Below are 24,859 nucleotides of genomic sequence, written 5' to 3'. Positions count from 1 at the left end.
ATATTATGCTTGAGGGAGTGAAAAGCTAAATGTGGTACCTTTGCCATATTTGCTTTTCACTGTTAAGTCAGAGTTTAATAAGCTCACTAATTTTTGACTAATTGCCAAACCTAAGCCGACATTTTTACCATCTTGTTTTTGGGTATTGCTAGCTTGATATCGTGGTGTGAAAATAGATTCAAGTTCATTCTCTGCAATACCGACACCTGTATCTTCAACACCAACGTTAAAACCACTATTCGTTTCTTCTACAAACAAGGTGACTTGTCCACCGGGTTGTGTGTGGCGAATTGCATTATCGATTAAGTTAGACAAAATACGCTCTAGTTTACCCATATCAGTATTTACATACCCTTCGATTTGGCCTGGCTCGAGTCGCAGCGTTATATTTTTGTTTTTTGCGTCTAGCGAAAATTTGCTAGTAATATCAAATAAGAACTCACCAATGGCACAGGCTTCTTTTTGAATGGTGACTTGACCACCTTCTAAATAGGCGAGTTCAAAAATTTGATCAATCAATAACTTTAAGTTGTTCATATTGCGCATGCAAATACTAATAAAACGTTGTTGATCTTCTCTAGATAAGGTATCACCTTGTAAGTGCAAGGTTTCGATATAGCCTTTCATACTGGCTAAAGGTGTACGGAGATCGTGAGAGATATCAGCCAGCATTTCTTTACGCTGTTCGTTTATTCTTTCAAGTGCATGAAATTGTGCGTCCACGTGATGGAATAAATCACTGAATGCACAGCCTAGTCGGTCGATTTCGCTGTTTGAGTCTACGCACCATTTATGGCCGGAAAGTTTGGCTTTTTCCAATCGATAACCCGCTTCTCTAAATTCTGCTACGTCTTTTACTAAATTTCTGAGCGGTGCGGTAATGAGCTTAAATAGTACCAATAAAACAACTAAAATTGCTATCAGGCCAGCTCCAACAAACATGAAAAATTCACGCAGAGATTGGCTATTTTGTAATTCTGATAAGATGGAGTCGTAATCTTGGCCACCAATAATTACGTACAGATAGCCTTGTAACTGGCCTTCATTATAGATAGGAGCTGCGGAAAATATTTTTTGTCTATCGCTATCTTTAGGGTCGTCTGCGAAGACTGGAAAGTCTTTATCTTTGTTTATATATGATTGAATAGGCTTAAGATCGATAGCTTCTCTGACCACTGGTTGCGATTTGTGGGTGGAGTGGGTGAGAACCTTTCCGTCTTTATTTAAATAATAAAACTCAAAGCCTGGCCCAAGCAGCATAAGCATATGAAATGAATTTTTTAGAGCTTCGTGATCATACACTCCATTGCTTAATAATGGGCTATCTTCTACTAAGTGATGAGCCAGATCTTGGTGGAGTACTTGTTCTGCTTCGTATCGAGTTTGTTTTTGAAGGTATGAGCTACCCGCGAAAAACATGATCAAAATTAACATAAACACACCAACTACAATAAGAGTGATGCGCTGATAGAAGCAGAGTTTCATCATGATAAGGCGCTCGGATTAAGTTTGTATCCCACACCCCATACGGTCTCAATTATTTTGGGAGAAGTCGCGTCAGCTTCTACCTTCGCTCTTAGTCGGTTGATATGAGAATTCACTGTGTGCTCGTAACCACTGTGGTGATAGCCCCATACTTTTTCTAATAATTGAGCTCTGCTAAACACCTGATTTGGGTGCTTGGCTAAATGGTGTATTAAATCGAACTCTGTAGACGTTAAATCTAAAACTTCACCTTTTATGGATATAGTATGGTGAGTCGGATTAATTTCCAATTCGCCTACTTTGATAATGTCATCTTGAGATACGGCTTGATGTGATTCTCTGTATACATCAATACGACGTAAATGAGATCTTACACGTGCTTGCAGTTCCCTAACGCTAAAGGGCTTAGTCATGTAATCATCAGCGCCAAGCTCTAATCCTAATACTCTATCAGTTTCCGAGTTTTTGGATGTTAGCATTAGAATAGCTTGCTCAGGCTTACAGCTGCGAATTTCACGGCAAATATCTAAACCACTGATCTCCGGTAACATAACATCTAACAATAACAGATCGAACTTATTCTCTTTGGCGCAGTTTAATCCCTGTCTACCGTCATTTTGCATTGTAGTTTGAATGCCTAATTCTGAAAGATTAACGCGTATTAGATCTGCAATATCTGGATCGTCTTCAACAACTAAAACAGAATGTGTCATAAGGAATAACTCCAATTGCCATAAAGGCTAAAATATCAATTGAGGTAAGCTTGACTGGAAGATATCACAAAAGTATCACAGGGAGATGATGGTTTAATCACATTAGCCGTGAATGTAATAAATTTTTAATATTACAGCTGGGTGACTGTAAATCCTCTTGAGACGAGTTGGGCTATTAAGCCATTATTTCCAGCTAAATGTAAAGCACCGACTAAAATAAATTCAGTAGGGGGGGATTGCATCATACTTGTTATATTGGTCATCCAGTTTTTATTTCTGTCAGATAATAGAATTTGGTATAGCTCGGGGTAATCTGCTTTCCAGTCGTTAATTCCTACTTCTTCTAATCCATTTAAATCGCCAATATACCAAGCTTGTTTTAGTGCTGTTATGTCTTCGGAGAAATCGCGTAATTCGGAAAGAGAATATTGAATAAATTGATCGCTTTGGTCTTCGCCAAATTTAGCTAACATGTGAAGCTGTTGCTCTGGTTCCTCGAGCCAACTAATTGGCTTCCCATCATTGAGCGCAAGAGCAGTATAATATGCATCTACACCTTGGACACTGAGTCCCATAGTTTGCAACTCTATGAGTGACAACGTCACTCCAACGAGCCCAGGCTTCATTGTGTGAAACATGTCATAAGAAATATTTCGGGATTTTAAATGTGCTTTAAGCTTACTTAGCGTAGCGTGGGACAATTCATCTGTTAAGGAGCGACCATCTGAAAACGTTAATAATTCTACACTTTTTTGCTGCATAGCTGGGGACGACATAGCCATGACGTCAGTTTCAAATACTAAGTTGTCAGATGCCTTATAGGCAATAGTGTATGCATTTGATAGCGGATAATCAGATTGAGCCAGTACATGCATAGTTCCGCCTAAATAAAGCGTATTTTTGCCATTAGATATTTTGTAAACTGAAGAGCCATGAGCAAAAAACGTACAAAGACATAAACAAAGAATACCTTTGATATTTGATGTAAAAGCCATGCCTAACCTAATGAATTAATACTGTTTTTTCTACTATGCCTGAGAGTGATGGGAAGGTAAACTACAACTGCGTCCCTATTTTGATAAATAACATTACGCGAAGGTAAATGACTATTGATAAACATTTATCGAAGAGAAGGCACCTGATCAATGATAAGATTGTACAATGAGCGGAATACGTTAGTCTGAGCACTGGCGTAAATTTTAATGAATTTAAAAGTTTTAGCGTAAATGTCTCAATCCAAACATACAGTTAAGGACGCTTTTTCAAGTCAAGGTGCGTTGTCGCAAAAAATAGATGGGTATAAACCTCGACAAGCACAAACGGACATGGCTGTTGAAGTCGAACGAGTCATAAAAGCGAAAGAGCAACTGATTGTAGAGGCGGGCACGGGGACAGGGAAAACCTTTGCTTATCTTATTCCTGCCCTGCTAGCACCGGGCAAGTGTATCGTTTCCACGGGAACAAAAAATCTTCAAGAACAACTTTATCATAGAGATCTTCCCTTAGTTAAATCGGCATTAGCAAGTAATAAACGCGCAGCATTGCTAAAAGGCAGAGCTAATTACGCTTGTCTTCACCGGTTAGGACAACACAAGGGTGGAGCGACATTTCTAGACAAACAAACACTACATGAAATGAGTTTGGTCCGAGAATGGGTAAATGAGACAAAAACCGGGGATATCGGCGAGTTAACAGAGCTTCCAGAAGACGCGAAAGTAATTCCATTCGTTACCTCTACAACGGACAATTGTTTGGGGCGAGACTGCCCTGATTATGAAGACTGCTATTTGGTGAAAGCCCGAAGAACGGCAATGGACTCCGATGTTGTGGTCGTAAATCACCATCTTTTCTTTGCTGATTTAGCGCTAAAGGACACTGGGTTTGGAGAGCTTATTCCTGAAGCCAATTCCATTGTGTTTGATGAAGCCCATCAAATCCCTGATATTGCCAGTGAATATTTCGGGGAAGCCATTTCTAGTCGTCAATGTGTAGAATTAGCAAAAGACATAACCGTGCTCTACCGCACAACATTGAAAGATATTGAACAGCTCGATAAAGCCGCACAAAAGTGCCAAACTGCAGCAAACGACTTACGTTTGTGTTTTCCAGTTAACCCCAAACGAGGGAATTGGCACGACGCATTACAAGAAGAAGAGATCAGCTTACAAATTGAAAAGCTAAAATCTGCACTTAGTATTGTGTATGAAGTGGCAAAAATACACCTTGGAAGAGACAAAGAGCTCGACGCAATTTTTGAGCGTGTAGTGTTGCTAAGAATGAATTTGGATTCAGTGTGTAATATTGAAAAACTAGGTGTGAGCTTATGGTATGAAACCACTCAAAGACATATTGTTCTGCATTTAACGCCTCTTTCTATTTCTGCTAAATTTCGTCAAATTATGGATGATTCCGATAGAGCATGGATTTTTACCTCAGCAACGCTGATGGTCGGGGGCAAGTTTGATCATTTTCAACGCCGAATGGGGTTAGACGCCGCCCATACGTTAGGGTTGGAAAGTCCATTTAATTATGAAGAACAAGCGTTATTATGCGTACCTCGACATATTCCTGAACCCAGTAATCCGAAGAGTTTTGAATCCTTGTTAAGCATTTCATTGTCTTTGATAAAAAGCAGTAAAGGGCGGTGTTTTTTACTGTTTACAAGCCACTATGTGCTGAGGAAAATGGCAGAAGCTTTAGCGGATAAGGTAGACAATACCTTGTTAGTTCAAGGCTCAACAACCAAAAGAGCATTATTACAACAGTTTGTCGATGAGCCTGATGCCGTATTATTAGGCACTGGCGCTTTTTGGGAAGGCGTCGATGTCAGGGGCGACGCACTGGTTTGTGTGCTAATTGATAAACTGCCTTTTGCTGCCCCTGATGACCCTTTACTACAAGCTAGAATAGAAGACTGTAAAAAAAGGGGGGCAAACCCTTTTGCTAACATTCAGATCCCTCAAGCGGTTATTAGTCTTAAACAGGGCGCAGGGCGATTGATTCGAGACAGTGGTGATAAAGGTGTTTTAGTGATTTGCGATACGCGTTTGGTGACGCACAATTACGGTAAGACCTTTTTATCAAGTTTGCCGACTATGCGGCGGACTCGAGACTTAAATCAAGTGACTTCTTTTTTGGAAAAACTATGAAACAGTTTAATTTACTTGCTATTGATACATCGATGGAAGCCTGTTCTGCTTCTGTTCTTGTTGATGGTAAACAATACAGTGCGTATGAAGAATGTCCTCAGCAGCACAGCCAGAAAATCCTTCCAATGATTGATGGATTATTAAGTGAGTGTGGAGCGAAAATTGCTGATATGGATTATTTGGTATTTGGAAGAGGGCCGGGTAGTTTTACTGGCGTGAGAATAGCCTGCGGTATTGTTCAAGGCTTGGCCTTTGGCGCAAATAAACGGGTTATTGGTATCAGTACCTTAGCTGCTATGGCGCAAACATCAGAGGAAAAAAGAATTTCTGTGGCATCTGATGCCCGTATGGGTGAAGTTTATTACGGTGAATATGAACGTTGTGCGCAGGGCCACTTAACCTGTGTAAATGAAAGTGTTATTCCACCTTCAGTGGCGCTTGAGTCGATGCAAGCCTTTAGTCCTACTGGAATATCCGGTTCTGGTTGGCATGCTTATCCCGAATTTGCCGAGGTCGTTAAATCTCATCAGGCCACCACCGCTTTTCCTCATGCAGAGAAAATGATACAGCTTGCTTTAATTGAGCTTGCTTTAACTGAGTTGCAAAACACAACTGACAAACTTATTGGTATGGACGCAAGTGAGTTGGAGCCTGTTTATTTACGAGACAAAGTTACGTGGAAGAAGTTGCCAGGTAAAGAATAGTACTTACGATGGGATTATACTTTGGTCAAGTTTTAACACAAAAATGTGATAATCAAGTAAACTTGTAGCGTTTTTAAGCCGTTTTTAAGCCGTTTTTTGCATTTGACCGCATTGTCTAATGCTTGTATCGCTAATTGCGCATTGGGTGTTTGGGATAGCGCATAGCCCACTATTTCTTTGGTCGATAAATCCATTACACAGGCTAGATAACTTTAGCATTGATATGTCCCAATGTTCATTATTTCCCCTGCAAAATGCGTATTATGTGTGTTTAGGTTGAAATGTCGTTTTAATATGTTGGCGGCGTAAGCCGCTTCACTTTCATTTTCAAGGTAACGATGCTGACGTGTGGGACGAATAGCCACAGCTTTGGCTTTCTTCATGTTTTTAGCTAGTTGAGTCTGCGATTGTCGCGAGTGAAGAAAGCTGCTGTAAGTTCAAGTAATCATTCCAACATTTTTTTTGATATATCGTTATCCCTGTGTGCTCGCCAAAGTTGTGTTTCCAACTCATGTATACATTCGACTTTTTCGGTGCTTCGAATGTAAGTGATCAGTTTAACGTTTCAGCAAACTCCGTTGCCTCTCCATTTGGTTTTAACAGTGATTCAGTATTCATTCGATAAACCTAATGTAACCTCAATCTATACTCATTTTTAGATAATGGGTATAGGTTCTCTAACCAAGATCTTTTAACATCTCAAGTATTTTTGTCGCTTGTTCAATTGACTCTCGTGAGATGCCCTCTGCATTATTTAACCCTGTAAGGCGATTTGTCATATTTTCTATATGATCTCTTTTGGTATCAAGATTGAGATGAAAATTAATGTCTTCGGGTACATACATGTCAAACATCTCCGTAGCAGATATCAGCTTGTTGTCATATAGCTCCTTTGCCATTGTAGTAACTTCATTAGCTGTTACATTTGTCAGGTCATATTTATCAGCGATTTCCTGCCACCTTTGTTCTGCGCTTAGCCCAGCGGTGCTAATTGATACGGTGTCAGCCGTTGACTTGGTTGTGGCTGGCGTGCTTAAGGTAGAAGGGACAGTGGACTTTGGACTTAAATTACCTTTTTGTACTACATCGATCTGACTTGAATAATATTGCGCGCCGTTGACTTGCATACTAAATTCTCGTTGGGTGATGTTACGGTATTTAATACACAGCAAATAACAAACCAATATGATAAAACCTGATATAAATAACAGGTTAATAATTCAAATCAATATATAAGCGTTAGAATCTCGTCTTATTACTAATGTGGTTTCTATAACAAGCGGCAATATCCGGCAAAAAAATGTACCTCGCGGCAAATGACTGTCTATGCTGGATTCAAAAACTTATAGATCATGTACATCTGAATAAATAGCATTTTTAATTGTATCTTGAGTGACGATATAGGCTTCTTTTAGCGTGTTTTTCCGAAGAAAGCTCTTTGCGTACCAGTAGAAATTCCTGATGCTACAAAGAGCTTTTCTATGAGCTTACAGTCTTTATTATCTTGGGTCACAGCAAATGGTAACGGCGACATTCCGCATTGGAATATATGACACTCCATGAAAAATATTTAGAAATGCAAAAAGCGGCTTAAAAACTCTACAGGTTTACTTGACGATTACACATCGCGCGGGCACTTATGAAACCAGCCTTCAATCCCTGCTCTTAACCCTTTTGGGTTCTCTTTTACCTGAAGAACAACATCCGCCTCTTTTTCGAGGGCTTTGGGCAAGGTTTTTTCCATCAAAGGCAATATGTTGACCGCCTGAATTGTCTCGTTCCTGATTGACCCAAACAGCGAAGCCTTCCATCTTATCGTTCAATGGTTAAAAAAGGAGATTTGATCAGATTTTAGTGAGAAACACCAGGCCGCGCTTATATCAAATGCTGATCAATAGTTTGATGGTTATAATCTAAAGTTTGATCTCGCCGCGGACGCGGAATAGTATTGTTGTAAATGGGTATAAAATTTGCTTTAGTTTTGGGTTTATAGTTAAGCGACAAATTATTGTTCGTTCTGAATTGGTTTAAATAAACGTTTTATGACCACAATTAATACTGGCGTCAGTAATGCGCTGTTGTCTCCACAAGCTCCTAGAAGACAGGCTGTTGATGCAAGCAACAACCGAACTGAAGCTATAGCCCCTACGCCGCCGGTTTCTCAAGTCAATTTCGGAAGCGGTTTTTCACAGGCGTTTTCTCCAGAGTTACTTTCACCAGAACCTGCCAACAAAGCACTAAGTCAGTATTTAGCAGTACAAAATACAGAAAGAAGGGAACAAGTTCAGCAGTTATTCGGTCTAGATATATATGCTTGAGACTAATTTGTATGAAATTTGTGAACGATTCAGGTTCCATTCATGTAAAAAGGTTTAGTACTATATTGCTCATCGTCCATTTTTAGAGGAATTACCCATGCGTTTCATTTGGATCGGATTCATCGCTTTTCTTTCTGGCTGCGCTATTGTGCCTGAAAATATTCAAATAGCTGATGAGAATCAGCTGGTTACATACGAACAAGTGCTGGCAATAGGTGATGGTGCTTTAACTAAGCCTGCCCGTTGGGGAGGGTTAATCGCGAATGTAGAAAATTTAGAAAATGGGTCTGTCGTTGAAGTTGTAAGTTTTCCGTTGAACCATTATGGAAAGCCTAGCCTTGGAGGCGAAAGCGTTGGTCGCTTTAAAGTTAAAATGAGCGATTTTCTTGACCCAATCGTATTTGAGCCTGGCAGAGTGATTACCTTTACTGGGGTAGTTGATTCACCTTTAGAAGGCGTAATTGGCGAACAAAATTATGTATACCCTACCTTACAAGGGAATAGCTTTCATTTATGGCGTAAAGAAACTATCTATAACGTAACAAGTTTAGATGTAGGATTTGGCGGATTTCATAGTGGCTTTTATGGTTCTCGCTTTGGCGGACGTTATTATGGTGGAAATAGATATGGTTACGGAGTGCGCAGTGGTCACGGCCGCTCTCGCGTAAGAGTGGTTGAAAATGCACCAAGTGCTTCGCCTCGCTCTACTCGAGCTAGTTCAAGACCTTATCAAGGACGACGTTCAAATCAATCAGATCGTATAGAAAAGTAAATAGTTAAAAAATTAAAGATTTAAAGCGGCAATGTAATGCCGCTTTTTTTATGGATTAAAGGGTACATAATGCCATCGGCCACAGAATGGGAAGTTGACTTAGGTTATATTAGGTTACGAGGTTTAAAGGTAAAACGGGACAAAGCTAAACATACAGTTATTGCCTTACATGGCTATCTAGACAACGCCAATAGCATGATTGGGTTGAATCAGTCATTTCCAAATGACGATTTCATTGCCTTAGATTTCGCAGGACATGGAAAGTCTGAGCATCGACCTGAAGGTTGCCATTATAATCAGCTAGATTATGTTCAGGATTTACATCAGCTTATTAATGCGCTCTCTCTAGATAAGGTAATTTTAGTTGGACATTCATTAGGTGGAATAATAGCGAGTACTTATGCAGCGCTATATCCTAGTGTTGTGATTGTACTGATTAATATTGATTCCTTTGGTCCATTAACTAAGCCTGCAAATACAAGTGCCAAACAACTTCGCGATGCATTGCATTCAAGATCGAAGAAAATGAATGTGAAAAAAAGCAAAAAAGCTGATTTGGCTTTGGCTTCTGCAGCACGAGCAAGAAAAACAGATCTGCAAGAATCACTATGTCGTTTTATACTTGAAAGAAATATTCGCCTAAATACTAGCGGAGAACAATTTTGGGCAAGTGATCCTCGATTGGTAACTCAGTCACTTTTGAGGCTTACCGAAGAGCAGGCAGAAAATATAATGACTCGTATTATTTGCCCGACACTTGTTATTGCATCTTCAACCAGCGTTAAGCAAATGGATAGGGTCTTTCAGGTAAGGAGAGGCTGGGTTAGCCAGGCAAATTTAGTGTTAATTGATGGAGGCCATCATCTTCATTTAGAAAAACACGAAGAAACTGTGTTTAATATCACAGAGTTTATCAGGCAATTATAAGAGATTGCGTTTATCTTTACCCTAGCATCTTATACTATGTCACGGTTTATCTATCGAGATATAAGAAGCCAAAGAGAGAACTTTGGGTTTGTACAACATTTTTATGAGGTTTGGGATGGAAAAAAGCTGGCTTGAGCATTACGACCCACGGGTTAGTAGCGAAATAAATATTGATAAATATGCGTCTATTGTCGATATTTTCAATCAGTCAGTTGAGCGTTATCAAGACTCCATTGCCTATATTAATATGGGTTGCTCTCTTTCTTTCAACGAACTTGATAGATTATCAACACAGTTTGCCGCGTATTTACAAAAATCTGGATTAAAAGCGGGAGATCCTGTTGCCATCATGATGCCTAATCTTTTGCAATATCCTGTTGCGATGTTTGGTATTTTGAAAGCGGGTATGGTTGTTGTAAATGTGAATCCACTTTATACGGCTAGAGAGTTAAAGCATCAGCTAAATGATTCCGGTGCGAAAGCCATAGTGATTGTCGACAACTTTGCCTGTACTTTGGAAAGCGTACTGAAAGAAACGAAAGTTGAAGATGTCTTTTTAACTTCAATTGGGGACATGCAACCCCTACTTAAACGTTGGGTTATAAATGCCGTCATCAAGTATGTGAAAAAAATGGTACCAGCCTATTCGTTGCCAACGGCTAAATCCTTTACCTCTGTGGTTAATGAAACCCATGTTTCCGATTTTGTAAAACCAGACTTGAATCACGATTCGTTGGCTTTTTTACAGTATACCGGAGGTACAACCGGTGTTTCGAAAGGGGCAATGCTGACGCATAAAAACATGATTGCTAATTTGGAACAAGTGTCTGAAATTTTAGAAACGGTTATTGAGCCAGGAAAAGACGTGGTTGTTACCGCACTGCCTCTTTATCATATCTTTGCATTGACAGCGAACTGCCTACTTTTCTTGAAATACGGTTGCCAGAACTTGTTAATCACCAATCCTAGGGACATGGCAGGTTTTGTTAATGAGTTGAGCAAATACCCTTTCACCATTCTTCCTGGGGTCAACACCTTATTTAATGGTTTATTAAATACGCCAGGCTTTGCTGAATTAGATTTTTCCAATTTTAAATTCGGTCTCGGCGGTGGCATGGCAGTGCAGCGTCCAGTCGCCGAAAAATGGGAAGCGGTTACGAAAACCGTTTTGTTGGAAGGCTATGGCCTTACTGAATGTAGCCCTGTGGTAACGGTTAACCCGCCTCAGCTTGAATCTTATAAAGGCAGTATTGGTATGCCTGTGCCTTCTACGGATATTCGTCTACTTGACGACAACGGTGAGCAAGTGGCTTATGGTGAATCAGGAGAGATGTGGGTAAAAGGCCCACAAGTGATGCAAGGTTATTTGAATCGAGAAGAAGCCACCAATGAAATACTAAAAGACGGATGGTTAGCGACGGGAGATATCGCAAAAGTTGATGAGCAAGGTTACTTTTATATTGTTGACCGCAAGAAAGACATGATTTTAGTTTCAGGGTTTAACGTATTTCCTAACGAAATAGAAGAAGTCGCAGCAATGCACGATGATGTAATTGAAGCCGCTGCCGTGGGAATTCCTCATGATGTAAGTGGTGAAATTGTGCGTTTATTTATTGTTAGGAAAAACAATACAGTTACAAAAGATGAAATGATAGCCCACTGTAAACAGCATTTAACTGGGTATAAGGTACCTAAATCTATAGTGTTTAAAGATGAGTTACCGAAAACCAATGTAGGTAAAATTTTAAGAAGAGAGTTGCGTGACTGAATTAATCACAAGTTCGAGTGAGTTAAAAAGCGTATGTGACCGCGCTCAACAAAAAAACTTTGTCATTTTAGATACGGAATTTGTTCGCACTCGAACTTTGGCTCCGCAATTGGGGCTTGTTCAACTCAATGATGGCGATACTGTGTCATTAATTGATCCAACGTGCATTGACAATCATCAACCTCTTATCGACTTACTGACAAATCAAAATTGCATTAAGGTACTGCATGCCTGCTCTGAAGATTTAGAGGCATTTAACACTGCCTTTAATGTACTTCCTTCTCCACTTTTCGACACTCAATTTGCAGCGCAGTTATGTGGTTTAGGCGCAACGGTGGGCTATGCCAATCTTGTGCAAAATATGCTTGGTATTGAATTGGATAAAGGGGAGTCACGAACTGATTGGTTGGCTCGACCATTAAGCGAAAAGCAATTGGTTTATGCGGCAAACGACGTTATTTATTTGTACGATATTTATGAAAAGCTAATAGCGCAGTTATCTGACGAACAAAAGCGAATAGTGTTGTCAGAGGCAGAACTCTTATCCAGTAAAAAAGCCGCTCATTTTCCTAGTGAATTTGCTTATTTACTCATAAAAAATAATTGGAAATTGAGAGGAGAGTCTCTTTTAACATTGAAATATTTAGCTAAGTGGCGATTAGAACGAGCACGAGCTCGTGACATGGCTTTAAACTTTGTATTAAAAGAAGGCTCAATGGTCAACATTGCGATGGTAATGCCAACCAGTAAAACCGCTTTATCAAAGGTCTCAGCACTGACTCCGCAAGAAGCTAGAATGACGGGGGGCAACGCTATACAAATTGTTAACCAAGCATTAAGTGACGCCGAGAATAATAAAAATAGTATTCCTGAGCCAGTAAAACGTTTGTCTGAGTTTTCAAAATATAAAGCGACAATGGCAAGTTTGAAAACTGTTTTAGACAAAATTTCGTCTGAAACGGGTATCCCTACAGAAATTTTAAGCTCTAAAAAGCAGTTGCACCAAGTGCTAAAATACCACTGGCTGTCTATTGATGAATACAGAGTACAGGGGCTGACTCCCGATCTAATGACGGGCTGGCGTAAAGCGCTTTTTCAGCCACATCTTCAAGCATTAAACTTGTAGGCTAAAAATGAAATATTGTGTTGTGTACAAAACACGCCGTAAAACCGGCGTTTATTTGTTTGTCGAGAAAAAAGGTCATTTCGAACGCATCCCTGAAGGTTTAATGCAGGAGTTGGGTAAGCCGGAGTTGGTGATGATGCTCCCTTTAAACAACGAGAAAAACTTTAATAGGGTATCTCACCACGACCTTGTTAAAGGAATTGAAGAACAAGGCTATTTTTTACAATTACCAGAAAAAGAAGAGAATCTTCTGCATGAACATCGCAGTGCTTTAGGGCTTGATGCCATGCCTCCTAAAAAGGAGTTTTAAAATGAAAAAAGGCGTAACGCTTTGGATTTGCTTCGTTTCATTTTATCTTTTTTCAAGCAATGTATTTGCCCAGAACGAAGCCGAATTCGCTCTTTACGTGGAACAGTTATTTATAGAAGCAAAAGAAAAAGGTTTCAGTGAAGATATTTTAACTCAAGCAAAGGCATCAATAGCCTTTCGGCCAACTGTGGTAAAAGCCGACAAAAGCCAGCCGGAAAAACGTATTACATTATCTGATTATTTGTCTACACGGGTGCCCGATTGGAAAGTTGAACAGGCGGTATCTTTGTACCAAACTCATAAAGAACTAATAAAACAGGTTGAGCAAGATTTCGGAGTTCAAGGGCGTTTTATTGTTGCATTGTGGGGAAATGAATCCAACTTTGGTAAAATTCAAGGCAAACACCCGGTGTTGAGTTCGCTTGCTTCATTAGCGTTTGAGGGACGCAGAGAAACCTTATTTAAAACGCAATTTTTTGCGGCGTTAACTATTTTACAAGAAGGCCATATCAACCTAGAAGCATTCAATGGTTCTTGGGCGGGAGCGATGGGGCAGTCTCAATTTATGCCTACTAACTTTTTGGCTTATGCCGTTGATTATGATAACGACGGAAAAAAAGATATTTGGAACTCAGTACCTGACGTATTAGCTTCAATTGCTAATTTTTTAAAACAGCACGGCTGGAATGATGAATACACATGGGGTCGTCAAGTAGACGCTAGCGCGGTGACAGATTCTTCAATTGTAGGTTTAGATAAGCGCTTAAGTAAACCAATACATACATGGGGGGAATTCAATGTTACTCGTTATGATGGTCAACCATTACCCAATGTGCCGATTAAGGCGTGGCTACTGATGCCCGATGGAGAAACCGGTAGGCACTATTTGGTTTATGACAACTTTCAAACACTCATGCGCTGGAATCGTTCAAGCTATTTTGGCATATCCGTGTCATATTTAAGCGAAAGAATTAAAAAAGGCCTATAGATGAAATTGTTTAAGTCATTTCAAGACATTGATGGCAATACTATCGACCTTCCTGTGGGGAAGGTTATCTGTGTGGGACAAAACTACGCTGAGCACATACAAGAAATGGCGTCGACGAGAACCCGTTCGCCTATGCTGTTTATGAAGCCGAATACGTCACTGGTTGATGCCTCTCTTCCTATTGAAATCCCTATCGATAAGGGAGAGTGCCATAATGAAATTGAAGTCGCATTACTCGTTAAACAGACGATCAATCGACATACGGTTCTAGATGTGGAGAGCCAAATTTGGGGCGTGGGCTTGGCATTGGATCTAACCTTACGAGATATCCAAGCTAAGTGTAAACAGAAAGGACATCCGTGGGAAAAGTCCAAATCCTTCGATGGGAGTTGTCCTATTTCCTCTTTTATACCGGTCTCACCAGATACCATGTCGACCCTGTCTTTTCAGCTAGACGTGAACGGTGTAACCAGACAGTCTGGCAATACATCCAACATGATTTTTGATATTGAAACCTTACTCAATGAAATTAAAAGCCATTTCACTTTATTACCTGGCGATATCGTTTTGACGGGGACTCCCAAAGGCGTTGCTCCCTTGTTTTCTGGCGATTCCATTGCAATGAAATTAGAAAACAAAATTTGTGTGAATACTGAGGTTGTTACATGTCTCTAAGTGTTAATTTTTGGGAACATAAAACACTTCAAGAAATGAATAATGACGAATGGGAAGCGCTTTGCGATGGCTGCGCAAAATGTTGTTTGCATAAGTTTATCGATGATGAAAATCAAGACGAAGGAAGGCCTACTGATGTGATTTATGAAGGGGAATCTATCGTTTATACTAACATTGCGTGTAACCTTTTAAACACCAAAACTTGCGGTTGTACTCAATACACAACTCGCACTAAGCTTGTACCAGATTGCGTTAAATTAACTAAAGTGAATTTAAAAGATATCTTTTTCATGCCACCTAGTTGTGCCTATCGCCGTTTGTACGAAAACAAGCCTTTACCAAAGTGGCATCCATTGCTCAATAAAGGCAAAAAATCTGCGATGCATGCAGCAAATCAATCTATACGTAACAAAACAGTGAACGAAAATGATGTAGAGCTAGAGGATTTTGAAGACTATATCGTCATGTGGCCGCTAAGCGACGATTGAATACAAATAAGCATCTCTAGTTCCCCATAAACGCTTTTTACATAGGCCTTCCTTGGATGCTCCAATCCTTTCAGCTAAAGCAATACTAGCGTAATTAGCGGGTTCTATGAGTAGTTCTAAACGCATTAAATCCATTTGGGTAAATGCAAGCCTAGTTAGACTTTTACACAGTGCTGAAGCGAGCCCTTGGCCAACAGAAGCAGGGTGTAGCCAATAGCCTAAATTTGCATTTTTATGGGTAGGGTGAATATAGTTAATGATGCCTAGGCCAAGGCATTGTTGATTAAAAATTAATAGATAGCAAATTCCAAAACCTTGGATGCGCTTTTCTTCAAGATCAGCTATTACTTTTACCGCAGCTCGCAAAGAGATTGGGCATAGCTCCTTTCCTAACCACTGATGAACATGATCCGCTGAATCTGCGCCTGCTTTTGCCAACATCTCGGCATGATTTACATGAATTCGCTCTAAAGTTACAGGCCCTTGTTGTGTGTGGATAGCAGGTAGTTTTGCGGGTAAGACATAAAGGTCCGTCACAGCTTCCTTGCATCCATAAGCCGACTTACCACTACAATAACGCAAGTTAAAGCAAACAGACTGAATATTCCCAATAGCCAATGAGGCATGGTGAGTCCTAACAACTGCCAGCTATCATCATTACATAACCCAGGTGCGGCAAACATAGAAGGAAGCCATTGATGTAGAGGTAAAAATGCAGGGAAGTTTGGCATCGCATCGCACGCAATATAAAAGGGGTTACTTGCGGTGAGAATATCGATATGTTCCCAGGATAGTAACGCTCCCCATACTGACGATAACAACCACAGCCCATAGCCGAAAAGCCGAGTCCAGGGTGTATTCGATATCAGCACTACCGTACTTGCCAACACAATACCCCAAAGGGCATTGCGTTGATAAATACACATAACACAAGGTTCGAAACCGAACCCGTGTTGAAATACCAAAGCCGCTATTTCTAGCGACAATGATAAGCTAAACAACAATAGCCAAGCTGATCGTTTTGTGGACCAAAGACTTATTCTATTCATTTACAACAACGCCATCTTCATAGCCTAATGACCTGAGTCTGTGGCATGCTCACTCATATCAGAAAGAGTGTGATGCTCGATTAAATGCATATCGTAAAGCATTTGTGTGGCATCTGATAGATTGAAATAGGTTGCTGCTAAGCCAACCAAAGTCAGCACGATAGTGTAAGGTATGGCCATATACACCATACGCCCGTATGACAAGCGTAATAACGGCGCAATGGCAGACGTTAACAAAAACAAGAAAGCAGCTTGCCCGTTTGGTGTGGCTACGCTGGGTAAATTAGTCCCAGTATTGATAGCAACTGCTAGTAAATCGAATTGGTCACGAGTTATATGGCCTTCTTGCAGTGCTGTAGTCACTTCTGTGATGTAAACCGAGCCTACAAAAACGTTGTCACTGACCATGGATAAAAAGCCGTTAGCTAGATAAAACAAGACAAGTTGTGTTTTACCTTCATAAGAAAGTACCCATTGAATCACTGGCTGGAATAAGCCTTGGTCAATAATAACGGACACAACACCAAAAAATACACACAGTAGGGCAGTAAAGGGAAGAGCTTCTTCGAAGGCTTTACCTAATGCATGCTCTTCAATTACGCCGCTCATAGAGGTGGCTAGAATAATAACTGACAAACCAATAAGGCCTACAGCGGCAATGTGGGTAGCTAAACCAACCACAAGCCAAATACCAATAAGTGCCTGAGCAACAAGCTTGGCTTTATCTCTGGTTGTGCGTTCTGCGTCCATATGCTTGTCGTAGTCCACCAGTATTCCTCTGACATTGATAGGAAGTTGGGCACCATAAGAAAACAGTTTGACTTTTTCTAACACTATCGTTGTGATAATTCCGCAAATCAGCACTGGAATAGTGACCGGAGACATTCGGATAACGAACTCTACAAAATCCCAACCGGCTTTGTCAGCGATGATTAAATTTTGTGGCTCTCCAACCATAGTCATTACACCACCTAACGCGGTACCTACGGCAGAATGCATCATTAAGTTACGTAGAAAAGCGCGGAAATTATCTAAATCGTCTTCGCCAATTTTGTCATCACTAGTGTGATCGTGGTCGGCAGTAAACTCTTTGCCGGATGCTACGCGATGATAAATGGTGTAAAACCCCATGCCGACACTGATTATTACCGCTACGACAGTTAATGCATCTAAGAAAGCAGATAAAAACGCAGAAGCAAAAAGAAACGAAACGGATAGAACCACTTTGTTTTTGACTTGTATAACTAATTTTGTAAACAAAAACATCAGTAAGTCTTTCATGAAGTATATGCCTGCAACCATAAACACGAGCAGTAGCAGTACTTCAATATTCACTTCTATTTCATGTAATACGTGATCGGGGGATGTCATTCCAATAAACAAGGCTTCAATGATTAACAAACCTCCAGGTTGCAGAGGGTAACATTTTAATGCCATTGCAAGAGTGAAAATAAACTCTATCACCAATAGCCAACCAGCAACGTAATGGTCTATATAAAAAACCAAGGGGTTAATCGCTAAAAATGCAATGATGGTCAATTTGAACCAATCGGGAGCATGGCCCAGAAAGTTTTTATAAACCGCGGACATAATGTTAGATTGCACAGAAGAATCCTTTGTTTCAATGAACATAAAATACTGAATTAAGAGTAGCGTAAAAGTTTCTATTTTTATACTGAAAAGCAATGAGAATTTTTAGAAACTAATAACGGTTTGTTAACGACTATGCATCTGGTACAATCAGTTTGAATAAAACATCAAGCCATGAGTTTAAAAATTTTCTATGATTTATAAGGCACAAAGTCCAGCAGGTTTTGCTGAAGAGTATATTGTCGAATCGATATGGAGCGGGCGTTTTCCTCCAGGCACTATATTACCAGCAGAGCGTGAATTATCTGAACTGATTGGTGTTACCAGAACAACATTACGAGAAGTACTTCAGCGTTTAGCTAGAGATGGATGGCTAACTATCCAGCATGGAAAACCGACGAAAGTAAATAATTTTTGGGAGACTTGTGGTTTAAATATTCTAGAAACCCTTGCACGTCTAGATCAAGACGGCATTCCAGAACTTGTCGACAATTTGTTAGCAGCCAGAACAAACCTCAGCGCCGTATTCATACGAGGTGCAATACGCCACAATCCTGAAAAAGCGATAGAAATTATCTCTCGCTATAAAAATGTTGAGCAAGAAGGCGTTGCTTTTGCACAATTTGACTACCAAGTTAACCACGACTTAGCATTGGCGTCGAACAACAATGTGTTCGTATTAATGATGAATGGCTTTAGAGGGTTATATTCCCGCATCGGTGGTTACTTCTTTTCTAACCCCCAAGCGCGAGAGCTCGCTATTGATTACTATCAGAAATTACTGCAAATCGCAGCCGATGGGGAGCATGATAAAGTACCATTGCTGGTAAGAAGTTATGGTATCGAAAGTGGTAAAGTTTGGGCTGAACTGCGTGATAACATGCCAAAAGATTTGGTCGACTAACTTTTCCTAACGTTATTTTTCATAATTAGTATGTGCTTTCTAATTTATCCTCTTACACTATTTTTGAATTTTGTTTAAGAGGATAGCCCCATGACTAAACCTACCATTAAAGAAACAGTCAATAACGCAGAAGAATTTGCACGTAAAATCTGGCTTGCAGGTTTAGGTGCGTACGGTAAAAGTGTTGATGAAGCACAAGGTCGTTACGAGAAAATTAGCTCAGAAGCGAATAAGCTCTTTGATGATCTTGTTGCGAAAGGCGAAAACCTAGAGTCTGACGCCAAAGGTAAAATCAAAAAAACAACAGGTGAAGTAGAAACTCGAGTAGCCGATGTGCGTAAAAAATTAGGCCTTGATTCAGATAGTAGCGACGACAAAATTGAAGAGCTAAATGCGAAAGTAGATGCACTTACGGAAGCCGTTGCAAAGTTAGCTGCTGCTAAGTAAGCAAGATGAATTTCGTTAATTGCTGATTACGATTGTAGTCAGCAGATTTTTTTATCTCGAGTTCAAGTTGCTTATTTTGGGAGTTATAAAATGGCTACTGATAAGAAACAATATACAGCCGCAAATCAAACAATTTCACAGTTTGTAGACGCTGGCATAGGTTTAGCAATGCTGCCCTTTAGTCTTCTACAGCGCTCGTTTACTGCTGTAAAAGAAGATTCCATAAACCACTTTTCATCTTTGCAGGAACGTGGGAGTGCAGTTGAAAAGCAACTCAAAGAAAACTTAACGTCTTTTAAATTGTGTAGTCCTATTAAAAGCCGCTTTGACTCGCTATCATCCAAAGACGCTAAATTGGAGCAATTGTCGGTGAAAATCGATAGCTTAGTAGAGTTAGTTGCTGAGCTTGCAGCTAAAAAAGCGGCTGAAACTAAATCTAAGCCAACTCAGGCTACACCTAGGAAAAGAGCAGCCAGAAGTTCAACTACGGCAAAACCTCGTACCACAAGAGCTAAAAGTACGACGTCTACAACGAAAAAAGACGCCTAATTTAAGGCGTTTATTTTCCATTCCATAAGTTTTGATTTTGCTTTTCACTAAAATAATCAAAAGGTTCCCATAGTTTAGGAATTAGGTTATTTACGTTTCTGTCCTCTGGGCCGCCTGTGAGGTTTGATAAAATTTCGTTCAAACGTTCTTTATTGATGGTGAGTAGTTTCTTATGATTACTTTGGAAAAAGAGATTAGCGTCTCGGGAAATGACTAAATCTTTGCTTGAGCGAATAAATGTTAAATTCCTAGTGACTAATCGTACTCTTGGTTCCGCAGCTGTTTTAGGGTAGAGGCGGTTAACAATTGCAAATTCATAGTCTGACTTTAAATTGCCGTGCTCGTCGTTTGCGATAAAAGAAATACCAAAACCTTGAGGGAAATAACCCACCATTTGTAAAAAACAATTTGCAATGCGCTTTTCCAGCGTACCATTTTTCATTAATTGCTCAATTATCATGTAGCCTTTAGGTAGGTCTTTTTTGTCGTAATTAGATTTCGTCGACAACACAAAGGATGCGTAAATTTGAGGTATTTTTATTAAATCACCAATATGATTTTGTAAAATTGTTGCGTCTTTAATGGTTTCTAAGGTGAAATCTAGCGCCTCTTGTTCCATTAATTCTTTAATGTCTTTTTCTTCGTGACTATTGGCTTGGTAAGGAGAGAAGCCGATGGCGTTTTCTACGTAATCTAAAGAGTATTTTAAATTTAGCTTTAACAGTGTTTTACGTTCACCTTCGTCTAATAGGCGAAATTCATTGAGTTTATCGTTATCGCCATGTAGCAAGTCGATTGATGCAGGGTGATACAAGCCAATATCTTGTAATAACGCAGCTTTTACTAACGGAAATGCAAGTTCATTTCGCCATCTTTCACCCCAATGGCTGTCAGTTTGATAGCGCGACGTGGTTTCTGAGTATTTACCTAAATAGCGATGTGTAACGTTGCCGAGATTGAGCAGGTCGTCACAAAGTCGTAATGATAGCGCTGCTTTATAGATAGGTTTTAGTATTTGATGGTGCTTAGCAAAATCCTTATCGGAGTGGTCTGTAATTAGCAGTAAGGTGCCAAGGAATTTTGCCGTATTATGTTGAGTTTCTTCTAAAGAGTCGCCTTCGGTCAACGATAATAACTGGGAAATAAAGCTATTGAGAGATGAAACCCTAGCAATGCGTGATTTTTCTGAATTATTTAAAGTGACATTTTTTGACTCTTTATTTTTCGATCCTTTGTTTTTCGAATCTTTGTTCGCAAAATAAGCCATTGCGTCAGATACAACTGAACCCTTTTCATTTTTAGGGTCAAAATAATGTGAAACGAGTTGTTTTACTTGTTGTGTATAACTGGTATCTACTTGGTTTAAAGACAAATTTTACTCCTAGCCCTATGCTCTTTTATCCACAATATCCCTAGGCCTAAAACCTTTGAGCATACGGGCTTCTCTTTGTTTCAATTGCTGCAAATATGAACGCAATGTTTCACTAATTATTGTATTTCTATGGATGGAGTCAAGTTGGCTCCATGTTGCTTTTTCACCTTGCTTCATTAATTCTTGAATGCTGTCTACTGTTGGATTTGCCAGTATATGCATCAGATTTCTTATGTTTTTTTCGGGCAATATATTGATGCTTCCAACATACTGCTGGTCTATAACTGAACGGCATTTGTGCAAGGCTAATTTGGTTGCTCTACCCGGTATAATTTCCTCTAAAATATCAAATGCGAAAATGCTGTTTCGCTTGGCTAAAGCGCTAATATGACGCAATGTCATGTTCGTTATGCTTTTAGAGTCTTCTCTTTCGGAAGACAAAAAAGGGACAACTAATGGGTTAGTTTGACTCACAATACTGTGATTTACACCATATAATCGGGCCAAACGCTCAAATGGTAAGTCAGCCATCAATGAACCATCGGCAAACCGGCGATTTGGAATATAGGGTATAACTTCACCAGAGGGCGTTTTAGCTCGAAGTTGTACAGGATTAAATACAATGGGAACTGCACATGAGGCTCTAATCGCTTGAGACATAATAGCATTAGGAGATGTTTTTGCATTTAACAACCTAGAATGTTGATGTATGTCTGCAGGGGAAACCGTGACGGTAACATGTCTTCCTGTACGCTTATATGCTTCTTCGAAAGTGGTTAAATCAAAAAGTTCAATCAATGCATTTTCTAGATACTTGGAATTAAATAGCCCTTTTTTATCAATTCCTCGCCATACCCGCCAATTTTTAAAAGTCTCGTATATAAATTCTGGTGTTAAACAGGTTTGAAGTTCTTCCTGAGTTCGCGTGGCTAACAAGCCCGCTATAATAGAGCCCGCACTTGCACCTGATATTACTGTAGGTAATGCGTTTTGTTCGTTAAGTGACTTCACAACACCAGCATGGAAAAAGCCTAACCCGGCACCGCCAGATAACATTAAACAACTACGGCCAAAGGAATGACTTGTTTCTTCAAAAAAGTGTAATTTTTCGTAGAAATCGACTTTATTTTCATTGGCATTATAAATAGCCTCAATGGCTTTGAGTACTTGCTCAATAAAGGTTTCGATAAGGACTTTAGTGCCAATTTTACATTGAGATTTTAATTCAGGGTTTGCGATATTTCCAAGGTTTCCATGTAACCCTTCATGCAATATCGACATTAAACCAAAAATATCGCCGCTACTTTGAGCCAACTGCATACGCTGCACGCGCTTTCGGATAAGCCTGTAATCGTAGTCTTTACAAGGGTTTTTGTGTTTCCACTCTTCTGCACCACTTAATTCGTCGTGTTCATGGCAGACTTCTTTATATTCTTCATAGCTTTGTGCATGAAGAATAGCTTCGTCTAGATCTTGCAAACGTCGATTAAAAAGTACCATGACAACCTCACATGTCTTTTGAATTTATAGTTTAGTCAATGTGATTAGAAAGCTCTACCCAATTATTTGCATTGACGTTATGGGCTACGACCAGTAGCCTTTAGTTTTCACCTAAACAAGGACTAGCAGTTTACAATGCAATGGAATAGTGAAATTTTGCTACTGCTGTCTATTCCGCTTACTAGCGCAATAGTGGGATGGATAACGAATTTTATGGCGGTAAAAATGATGTTTTACCCAATAGAGTTTGTTGGTTTTCGACCTTTTTTGGGGTGGCAAGGTTTGATCCCTGCTAAGCGCAAAGAAATGGCGGAAATTGAAGTTGAACTTGTATTGGGTAAATTATTGAGCGTTGAAGAGCTCGCAGCGCGATTAGACCCCGATGAATTGACTAAAGCTGTTGAACGCAGATTAAAACAAGTTATCCGAAAAGTAGTTAACGAGGTTATGCAATCCTCTGCACCTCAGCTGTGGGCTGCAATGCCGGTACAGGGAAAAAATCTAGTTTATCTCAGGGTAGAAAGCGACATGCCTAACGTCGTAAAGAAGCTAGTGGGCGATGTGCAACACAATATTACCGAAATTCTGAATATTAAAGAGTTAGTTGTTTATCAACTAGTGAATTCTCCCGAGCTAATCAATGAGATATTTTTAAAATCAGGTGAAAAAGAATTTCCGTTTATTATTCGTTCTGGGTCTTATTTTGGCTTTTTATTCGGTTTAGCAACTATGCTGCTTTGGATGTTTTATCAAGCATGGTGGATTTTACCTTTAGGTGGGCTAATTGTTGGTTATGCGACCAACTGGATTGCATTAAAAATCATATTTGAACCCATTAACCCCATTAAAATTGGCCCTTTTACGTTACAAGGCATGTTTTTAAAACGGCAAAATGAAGTATCAAAAGTCTATTCAGATTTAATTTCCGAAAAATTGATTAATCCACAAAATATTACTCACAGTATTTTGAACGGGTCTGGCTCATCTCATCTTTTTGAACTCATAGAACTTCACGTCAACGATGCAATTGAGCGCTATGTAGCAATTGCACAGCCTTATTTTGCTATTGGAGTTGGCTCAGACAATTATTTTCAAATGAAAGAACAAGCGGTAAAGCAAATTTTTGATAACTCCGAAGCCACTTTGTTTTACGCCTATGATTACGCTAATCAAGTGCTTAGGGTTAATGAAGACTTGTGTGAGCGTATGCGTGCGTTATCACCGAAAGAGTTTGAAGGGGTACTTCGGCCCGCCTACCAAGCCGATGAATGGAAACTGATTGTCATTGGCGCTTTGTTGGGGATGGGAGCGGGCTTCGCTCAACTATTTGGAATTTTCTTGTGAAAACGGCGCAGCGTATTTTATCGACGTCTTTAGCCTTGTTTAATGACCATGGGGAAGCGGCGATAAGTAGTGTTGATATAGCGAATGAGTGTGATATTTCTCCCGGTAATTTGTATTATCACTTTAAAGGTAAAGAGCAGCTAGTCATGGCGTTAATGAAGTTACATCGCCAGCAAATGGACGAAATTTTAGATAAAAATAAAATAGCGACGCTGGAAATAGATGAACTGTTTTTCTATCTTTTTTTGGTTATTCAGCGCATTCATCTTTTTCGTTTTCTTTATCGTAGCCCTGCTGATTTAATGGAAAAATACCCTCAACATCAACAGCAATATAGTCGTTTTTTGAAGCAGTTAAACGACACGCTTTCACAATTATTTACTCAGTGTGCAAACGCTGGTGGGTTTAGTTTAAAAGACACGTCGTCAGCACAAATCTCCACCTTAACCTCTCTCATTATCACGCAATCTTGTCAATATGATCATATGATAAGAGTAAAGGGGAGTAATCAAGAATATGACTCAAGTGAATATGAGCAATACCATTGCTTGTCTTTGCTTATTACTGCCTTGCTTCCAAGGTGTTCATTGTCTCCAAATGCAGCTACAGCAATCGTGAGAGCATTGGAACTGCACGATTTACCTAGTTTTAACCATAAGGGATGGTCTCAAGGAATATGAT

Annotated in this window: 28 protein-coding genes; 16 read left to right on the top strand and 12 right to left on the bottom strand. The window is 39.7% G+C overall.

Going from position 1 to position 24,859, the window contains the following annotated elements; translation table 11 throughout:
* Nucleotides 1-3: 3 nt before the first annotated feature.
* The 3 genes from J3L16_RS05610 to J3L16_RS05600 form a co-directional block, all read right to left on the bottom strand.
* Nucleotides 4-1,488, bottom strand: a complete 1,485-nt coding sequence (locus J3L16_RS05610) for a HAMP domain-containing sensor histidine kinase (protein ID WP_242698691.1) — start codon at nucleotides 1,486-1,488, stop codon at nucleotides 4-6.
* Entirely contained in the window at nucleotides 1,485-2,198 is a 714-nt protein-coding gene (locus tag J3L16_RS05605) for a response regulator transcription factor (protein WP_207611919.1), read from the bottom strand. Before J3L16_RS05605 ends, J3L16_RS05610 begins: the two co-directional genes overlap by 4 nt.
* Nucleotides 2,199-2,329: 131 nt before the next feature.
* A complete protein-coding gene (locus J3L16_RS05600; protein ID WP_207611918.1) occupies nucleotides 2,330-3,193 on the bottom strand; it encodes a TraB/GumN family protein in 864 nt (287 codons plus the stop codon).
* 231 nt (nucleotides 3,194-3,424) lie between these two features.
* Between J3L16_RS05600 and J3L16_RS05595 the strand changes: the two genes are divergently transcribed.
* Nucleotides 3,425-5,347, top strand: a complete 1,923-nt coding sequence (locus tag J3L16_RS05595) for an ATP-dependent DNA helicase (protein ID WP_207611917.1) — start codon at nucleotides 3,425-3,427, stop codon at nucleotides 5,345-5,347.
* Nucleotides 5,344-6,051 (top strand): tRNA (adenosine(37)-N6)-threonylcarbamoyltransferase complex dimerization subunit type 1 TsaB, encoded by a 708-nt coding sequence (tsaB, locus tag J3L16_RS05590; protein ID WP_207611916.1) that lies wholly within the window; start codon nucleotides 5,344-5,346, stop codon nucleotides 6,049-6,051. Before J3L16_RS05595 ends, tsaB begins: the two co-directional genes overlap by 4 nt.
* A 32-nt stretch (nucleotides 6,052-6,083) precedes the next feature.
* Here the strand turns inward: tsaB and J3L16_RS05585 are convergent, their stop codons facing one another.
* The 4 genes from J3L16_RS05585 to J3L16_RS16410 form a co-directional block, all read right to left on the bottom strand.
* Nucleotides 6,084-6,245 carry a hypothetical protein gene (locus J3L16_RS05585; protein ID WP_207611915.1) on the bottom strand — a complete coding sequence of 54 codons (162 nt, stop codon included), beginning with the start codon at nucleotides 6,243-6,245 and terminating at the stop codon, nucleotides 6,084-6,086.
* An 18-nt stretch (nucleotides 6,246-6,263) separates the two neighbouring features.
* The gene (locus J3L16_RS05580; protein ID WP_207611914.1) at nucleotides 6,264-6,434 is read right to left on the bottom strand and encodes a hypothetical protein; all 171 of its coding nucleotides are present in this window, start codon (nucleotides 6,432-6,434) and stop codon (nucleotides 6,264-6,266) included.
* Between the two features lie 294 nt (nucleotides 6,435-6,728).
* Nucleotides 6,729-7,178, bottom strand: a complete 450-nt coding sequence (locus J3L16_RS05575) for a hypothetical protein (protein WP_207611913.1) — start codon at nucleotides 7,176-7,178, stop codon at nucleotides 6,729-6,731.
* 491 nt (nucleotides 7,179-7,669) lie between these two features.
* Nucleotides 7,670-7,795, bottom strand: a complete 126-nt coding sequence (locus J3L16_RS16410) for a hypothetical protein (RefSeq protein ID WP_278252781.1) — start codon at nucleotides 7,793-7,795, stop codon at nucleotides 7,670-7,672.
* Between the two features lie 298 nt (nucleotides 7,796-8,093).
* On the opposite strand from J3L16_RS16410, the gene J3L16_RS05570 reads away from it, so the two are divergent.
* The 9 genes from J3L16_RS05570 (at nucleotide 8,094) to J3L16_RS05530 (ending at nucleotide 15,423) form a co-directional block, all read left to right on the top strand.
* Complete coding sequence (locus J3L16_RS05570; RefSeq protein ID WP_207611912.1) at nucleotides 8,094-8,369, top strand: hypothetical protein; 276 nt, start codon at nucleotides 8,094-8,096, stop codon at nucleotides 8,367-8,369.
* Nucleotides 8,370-8,466: 97 nt separating this feature from the next.
* Nucleotides 8,467-9,141 (top strand): Slp family lipoprotein, encoded by a 675-nt coding sequence (locus J3L16_RS05565; protein ID WP_207611911.1) that lies wholly within the window; start codon nucleotides 8,467-8,469, stop codon nucleotides 9,139-9,141.
* A 36-nt stretch (nucleotides 9,142-9,177) separates the two neighbouring features.
* A complete protein-coding gene (locus J3L16_RS05560; protein WP_207611910.1) occupies nucleotides 9,178-10,068 on the top strand; it encodes an alpha/beta hydrolase in 891 nt (296 codons plus the stop codon).
* A 115-nt stretch (nucleotides 10,069-10,183) separates the two neighbouring features.
* The gene (gene fadD, locus J3L16_RS05555) at nucleotides 10,184-11,836 is read left to right on the top strand and encodes a long-chain-fatty-acid--CoA ligase FadD (RefSeq protein ID WP_207611909.1); all 1,653 of its coding nucleotides are present in this window, start codon (nucleotides 10,184-10,186) and stop codon (nucleotides 11,834-11,836) included.
* Nucleotides 11,829-12,962 (top strand): ribonuclease D, encoded by a 1,134-nt coding sequence (rnd, locus tag J3L16_RS05550; protein ID WP_207611908.1) that lies wholly within the window; start codon nucleotides 11,829-11,831, stop codon nucleotides 12,960-12,962. Before fadD ends, rnd begins: the two co-directional genes overlap by 8 nt.
* 22 nt (nucleotides 12,963-12,984) lie before the next feature.
* Nucleotides 12,985-13,272, top strand: a complete 288-nt coding sequence (locus tag J3L16_RS05545) for a YcgL domain-containing protein (protein WP_207611907.1) — start codon at nucleotides 12,985-12,987, stop codon at nucleotides 13,270-13,272.
* 1 nt (nucleotide 13,273) lies between these two features.
* Nucleotides 13,274-14,260 carry a lytic murein transglycosylase gene (locus tag J3L16_RS05540; protein ID WP_207611906.1) on the top strand — a complete coding sequence of 329 codons (987 nt, stop codon included), beginning with the start codon at nucleotides 13,274-13,276 and terminating at the stop codon, nucleotides 14,258-14,260.
* Nucleotides 14,261-14,935: a fumarylacetoacetate hydrolase family protein gene (locus J3L16_RS05535; RefSeq protein ID WP_207611905.1), complete on the top strand. Its 675-nt coding sequence runs from the start codon at nucleotides 14,261-14,263 to the stop codon at nucleotides 14,933-14,935.
* Nucleotides 14,926-15,423, top strand: coding sequence for a YcgN family cysteine cluster protein (locus J3L16_RS05530; RefSeq protein WP_207611904.1), 498 nt, complete (start codon nucleotides 14,926-14,928; stop codon nucleotides 15,421-15,423). The genes J3L16_RS05535 and J3L16_RS05530 overlap by 10 nt, the downstream gene beginning before the upstream one ends.
* On the opposite strand, the gene J3L16_RS05525 is transcribed toward J3L16_RS05530, so the two are convergent.
* From J3L16_RS05525 to nhaB, 3 genes are read right to left on the bottom strand one after another with little or no spacing between them, the layout of a single operon-like run.
* Nucleotides 15,409-15,960, bottom strand: a complete 552-nt coding sequence (locus J3L16_RS05525) for a GNAT family protein (RefSeq protein ID WP_207611903.1) — start codon at nucleotides 15,958-15,960, stop codon at nucleotides 15,409-15,411. The two genes, J3L16_RS05530 and J3L16_RS05525, sit on opposite strands and share 15 nt — an antisense overlap.
* Nucleotides 15,957-16,472, bottom strand: coding sequence for a disulfide bond formation protein DsbB (dsbB, locus tag J3L16_RS05520; RefSeq protein ID WP_207611902.1), 516 nt, complete (start codon nucleotides 16,470-16,472; stop codon nucleotides 15,957-15,959). The genes J3L16_RS05525 and dsbB overlap by 4 nt, the downstream gene beginning before the upstream one ends.
* Before the next feature lie 24 nt (nucleotides 16,473-16,496).
* Entirely contained in the window at nucleotides 16,497-18,077 is a 1,581-nt protein-coding gene (nhaB, locus tag J3L16_RS05515) for a sodium/proton antiporter NhaB (protein ID WP_207611901.1), read from the bottom strand.
* A 178-nt stretch (nucleotides 18,078-18,255) separates the two neighbouring features.
* Here nhaB and fadR point away from each other — a divergent pair, with 178 nt between their 5' ends.
* The 3 genes from fadR to J3L16_RS05500 all read left to right on the top strand — a co-directional run bounded on the left by fadR (nucleotide 18,256) and on the right by J3L16_RS05500 (nucleotide 19,962).
* On the top strand, nucleotides 18,256-18,966 hold the full coding sequence (gene fadR / locus J3L16_RS05510; protein WP_207611900.1) for a fatty acid metabolism transcriptional regulator FadR: 711 nt from the start codon (nucleotides 18,256-18,258) through the stop codon (nucleotides 18,964-18,966).
* Nucleotides 18,967-19,056: 90 nt separating this feature from the next.
* Nucleotides 19,057-19,413, top strand: a complete 357-nt coding sequence (locus J3L16_RS05505; protein WP_207611899.1) for a phasin family protein — start codon at nucleotides 19,057-19,059, stop codon at nucleotides 19,411-19,413.
* A gap of 90 nt (nucleotides 19,414-19,503) precedes the next feature.
* Nucleotides 19,504-19,962, top strand: a complete 459-nt coding sequence (locus tag J3L16_RS05500; protein WP_207611898.1) for a hypothetical protein — start codon at nucleotides 19,504-19,506, stop codon at nucleotides 19,960-19,962.
* A 10-nt stretch (nucleotides 19,963-19,972) separates the two neighbouring features.
* Here J3L16_RS05500 and J3L16_RS05495 read toward each other — a convergent pair whose 3' ends face one another.
* Both J3L16_RS05495 and J3L16_RS05490 read right to left on the bottom strand, forming a co-directional pair.
* Nucleotides 19,973-21,334 carry a hypothetical protein gene (locus tag J3L16_RS05495; protein WP_207611897.1) on the bottom strand — a complete coding sequence of 454 codons (1,362 nt, stop codon included), beginning with the start codon at nucleotides 21,332-21,334 and terminating at the stop codon, nucleotides 19,973-19,975.
* 15 nt (nucleotides 21,335-21,349) lie between these two features.
* Nucleotides 21,350-22,834, bottom strand: a complete 1,485-nt coding sequence (locus tag J3L16_RS05490; RefSeq protein WP_207611896.1) for a DUF3336 domain-containing protein — start codon at nucleotides 22,832-22,834, stop codon at nucleotides 21,350-21,352.
* A 135-nt stretch (nucleotides 22,835-22,969) separates the two neighbouring features.
* On the opposite strand from J3L16_RS05490, the gene J3L16_RS05485 reads away from it, so the two are divergent.
* Nucleotides 22,970-24,178 (top strand): DUF445 family protein, encoded by a 1,209-nt coding sequence (locus J3L16_RS05485; protein WP_207611895.1) that lies wholly within the window; start codon nucleotides 22,970-22,972, stop codon nucleotides 24,176-24,178.
* Nucleotides 24,175-24,858, top strand: a complete 684-nt coding sequence (locus tag J3L16_RS05480) for a TetR/AcrR family transcriptional regulator (protein WP_207611894.1) — start codon at nucleotides 24,175-24,177, stop codon at nucleotides 24,856-24,858. Before J3L16_RS05485 ends, J3L16_RS05480 begins: the two co-directional genes overlap by 4 nt.
* The last annotated feature ends 1 nt before the right edge of the window (nucleotide 24,859 follow it).

Origin of the sequence: Alteromonas sp. 5E99-2, from assembly GCF_017368475.1 — a bacterium.
Taxonomy (GTDB): Bacteria; Pseudomonadota; Gammaproteobacteria; order Enterobacterales; family Alteromonadaceae; genus Alteromonas_F.
The sequence above is the reverse complement of the archived record's forward strand: the minus strand, read 5'-3'. Positions and strand labels throughout refer to the sequence as shown.

Excerpts from the sequence above, each read along its gene's own strand:
- J3L16_RS05560 (WP_207611910.1), top strand. The coding sequence starts at position 9,178 with ATGCCGCTTTTTTTATGGATTAAAGGGTACATAATGCCATCGGCCACA.
- J3L16_RS05530 (WP_207611904.1), top strand. The coding sequence starts at position 14,926 with ATGTCTCTAAGTGTTAATTTTTGGGAACATAAAACACTTCAAGAAATG.
- J3L16_RS05605 (WP_207611919.1), bottom strand. The coding sequence starts at position 2,198 with ATGACACATTCTGTTTTAGTTGTTGAAGACGATCCAGATATTGCAGAT.
- J3L16_RS16410 (WP_278252781.1), bottom strand. The coding sequence starts at position 7,795 with ATGGAAAAAACCTTGCCCAAAGCCCTCGAAAAAGAGGCGGATGTTGTT.
- J3L16_RS05505 (WP_207611899.1), top strand. The coding sequence starts at position 19,057 with ATGACTAAACCTACCATTAAAGAAACAGTCAATAACGCAGAAGAATTT.
- J3L16_RS05595 (WP_207611917.1), top strand. The coding sequence starts at position 3,425 with ATGTCTCAATCCAAACATACAGTTAAGGACGCTTTTTCAAGTCAAGGT.
- fadD (WP_207611909.1), top strand. The coding sequence starts at position 10,184 with ATGGAAAAAAGCTGGCTTGAGCATTACGACCCACGGGTTAGTAGCGAA.
- J3L16_RS05580 (WP_207611914.1), bottom strand. The coding sequence starts at position 6,434 with ATGAAGAAAGCCAAAGCTGTGGCTATTCGTCCCACACGTCAGCATCGT.
- J3L16_RS05600 (WP_207611918.1), bottom strand. The coding sequence starts at position 3,193 with ATGGCTTTTACATCAAATATCAAAGGTATTCTTTGTTTATGTCTTTGT.
- J3L16_RS05565 (WP_207611911.1), top strand. The coding sequence starts at position 8,467 with ATGCGTTTCATTTGGATCGGATTCATCGCTTTTCTTTCTGGCTGCGCT.
- J3L16_RS05585 (WP_207611915.1), bottom strand. The coding sequence starts at position 6,245 with ATGGATTTATCGACCAAAGAAATAGTGGGCTATGCGCTATCCCAAACA.
- dsbB (WP_207611902.1), bottom strand. The coding sequence starts at position 16,472 with ATGAATAGAATAAGTCTTTGGTCCACAAAACGATCAGCTTGGCTATTG.
- J3L16_RS05540 (WP_207611906.1), top strand. The coding sequence starts at position 13,274 with ATGAAAAAAGGCGTAACGCTTTGGATTTGCTTCGTTTCATTTTATCTT.
- fadR (WP_207611900.1), top strand. The coding sequence starts at position 18,256 with ATGATTTATAAGGCACAAAGTCCAGCAGGTTTTGCTGAAGAGTATATT.
- J3L16_RS05610 (WP_242698691.1), bottom strand. The coding sequence starts at position 1,488 with ATGATGAAACTCTGCTTCTATCAGCGCATCACTCTTATTGTAGTTGGT.
- J3L16_RS05490 (WP_207611896.1), bottom strand. The coding sequence starts at position 22,834 with ATGGTACTTTTTAATCGACGTTTGCAAGATCTAGACGAAGCTATTCTT.
- J3L16_RS05500 (WP_207611898.1), top strand. The coding sequence starts at position 19,504 with ATGGCTACTGATAAGAAACAATATACAGCCGCAAATCAAACAATTTCA.
- tsaB (WP_207611916.1), top strand. The coding sequence starts at position 5,344 with ATGAAACAGTTTAATTTACTTGCTATTGATACATCGATGGAAGCCTGT.
- J3L16_RS05485 (WP_207611895.1), top strand. The coding sequence starts at position 22,970 with ATGCAATGGAATAGTGAAATTTTGCTACTGCTGTCTATTCCGCTTACT.
- J3L16_RS05575 (WP_207611913.1), bottom strand. The coding sequence starts at position 7,178 with ATGCAAGTCAACGGCGCGCAATATTATTCAAGTCAGATCGATGTAGTA.
- J3L16_RS05570 (WP_207611912.1), top strand. The coding sequence starts at position 8,094 with ATGACCACAATTAATACTGGCGTCAGTAATGCGCTGTTGTCTCCACAA.
- J3L16_RS05535 (WP_207611905.1), top strand. The coding sequence starts at position 14,261 with ATGAAATTGTTTAAGTCATTTCAAGACATTGATGGCAATACTATCGAC.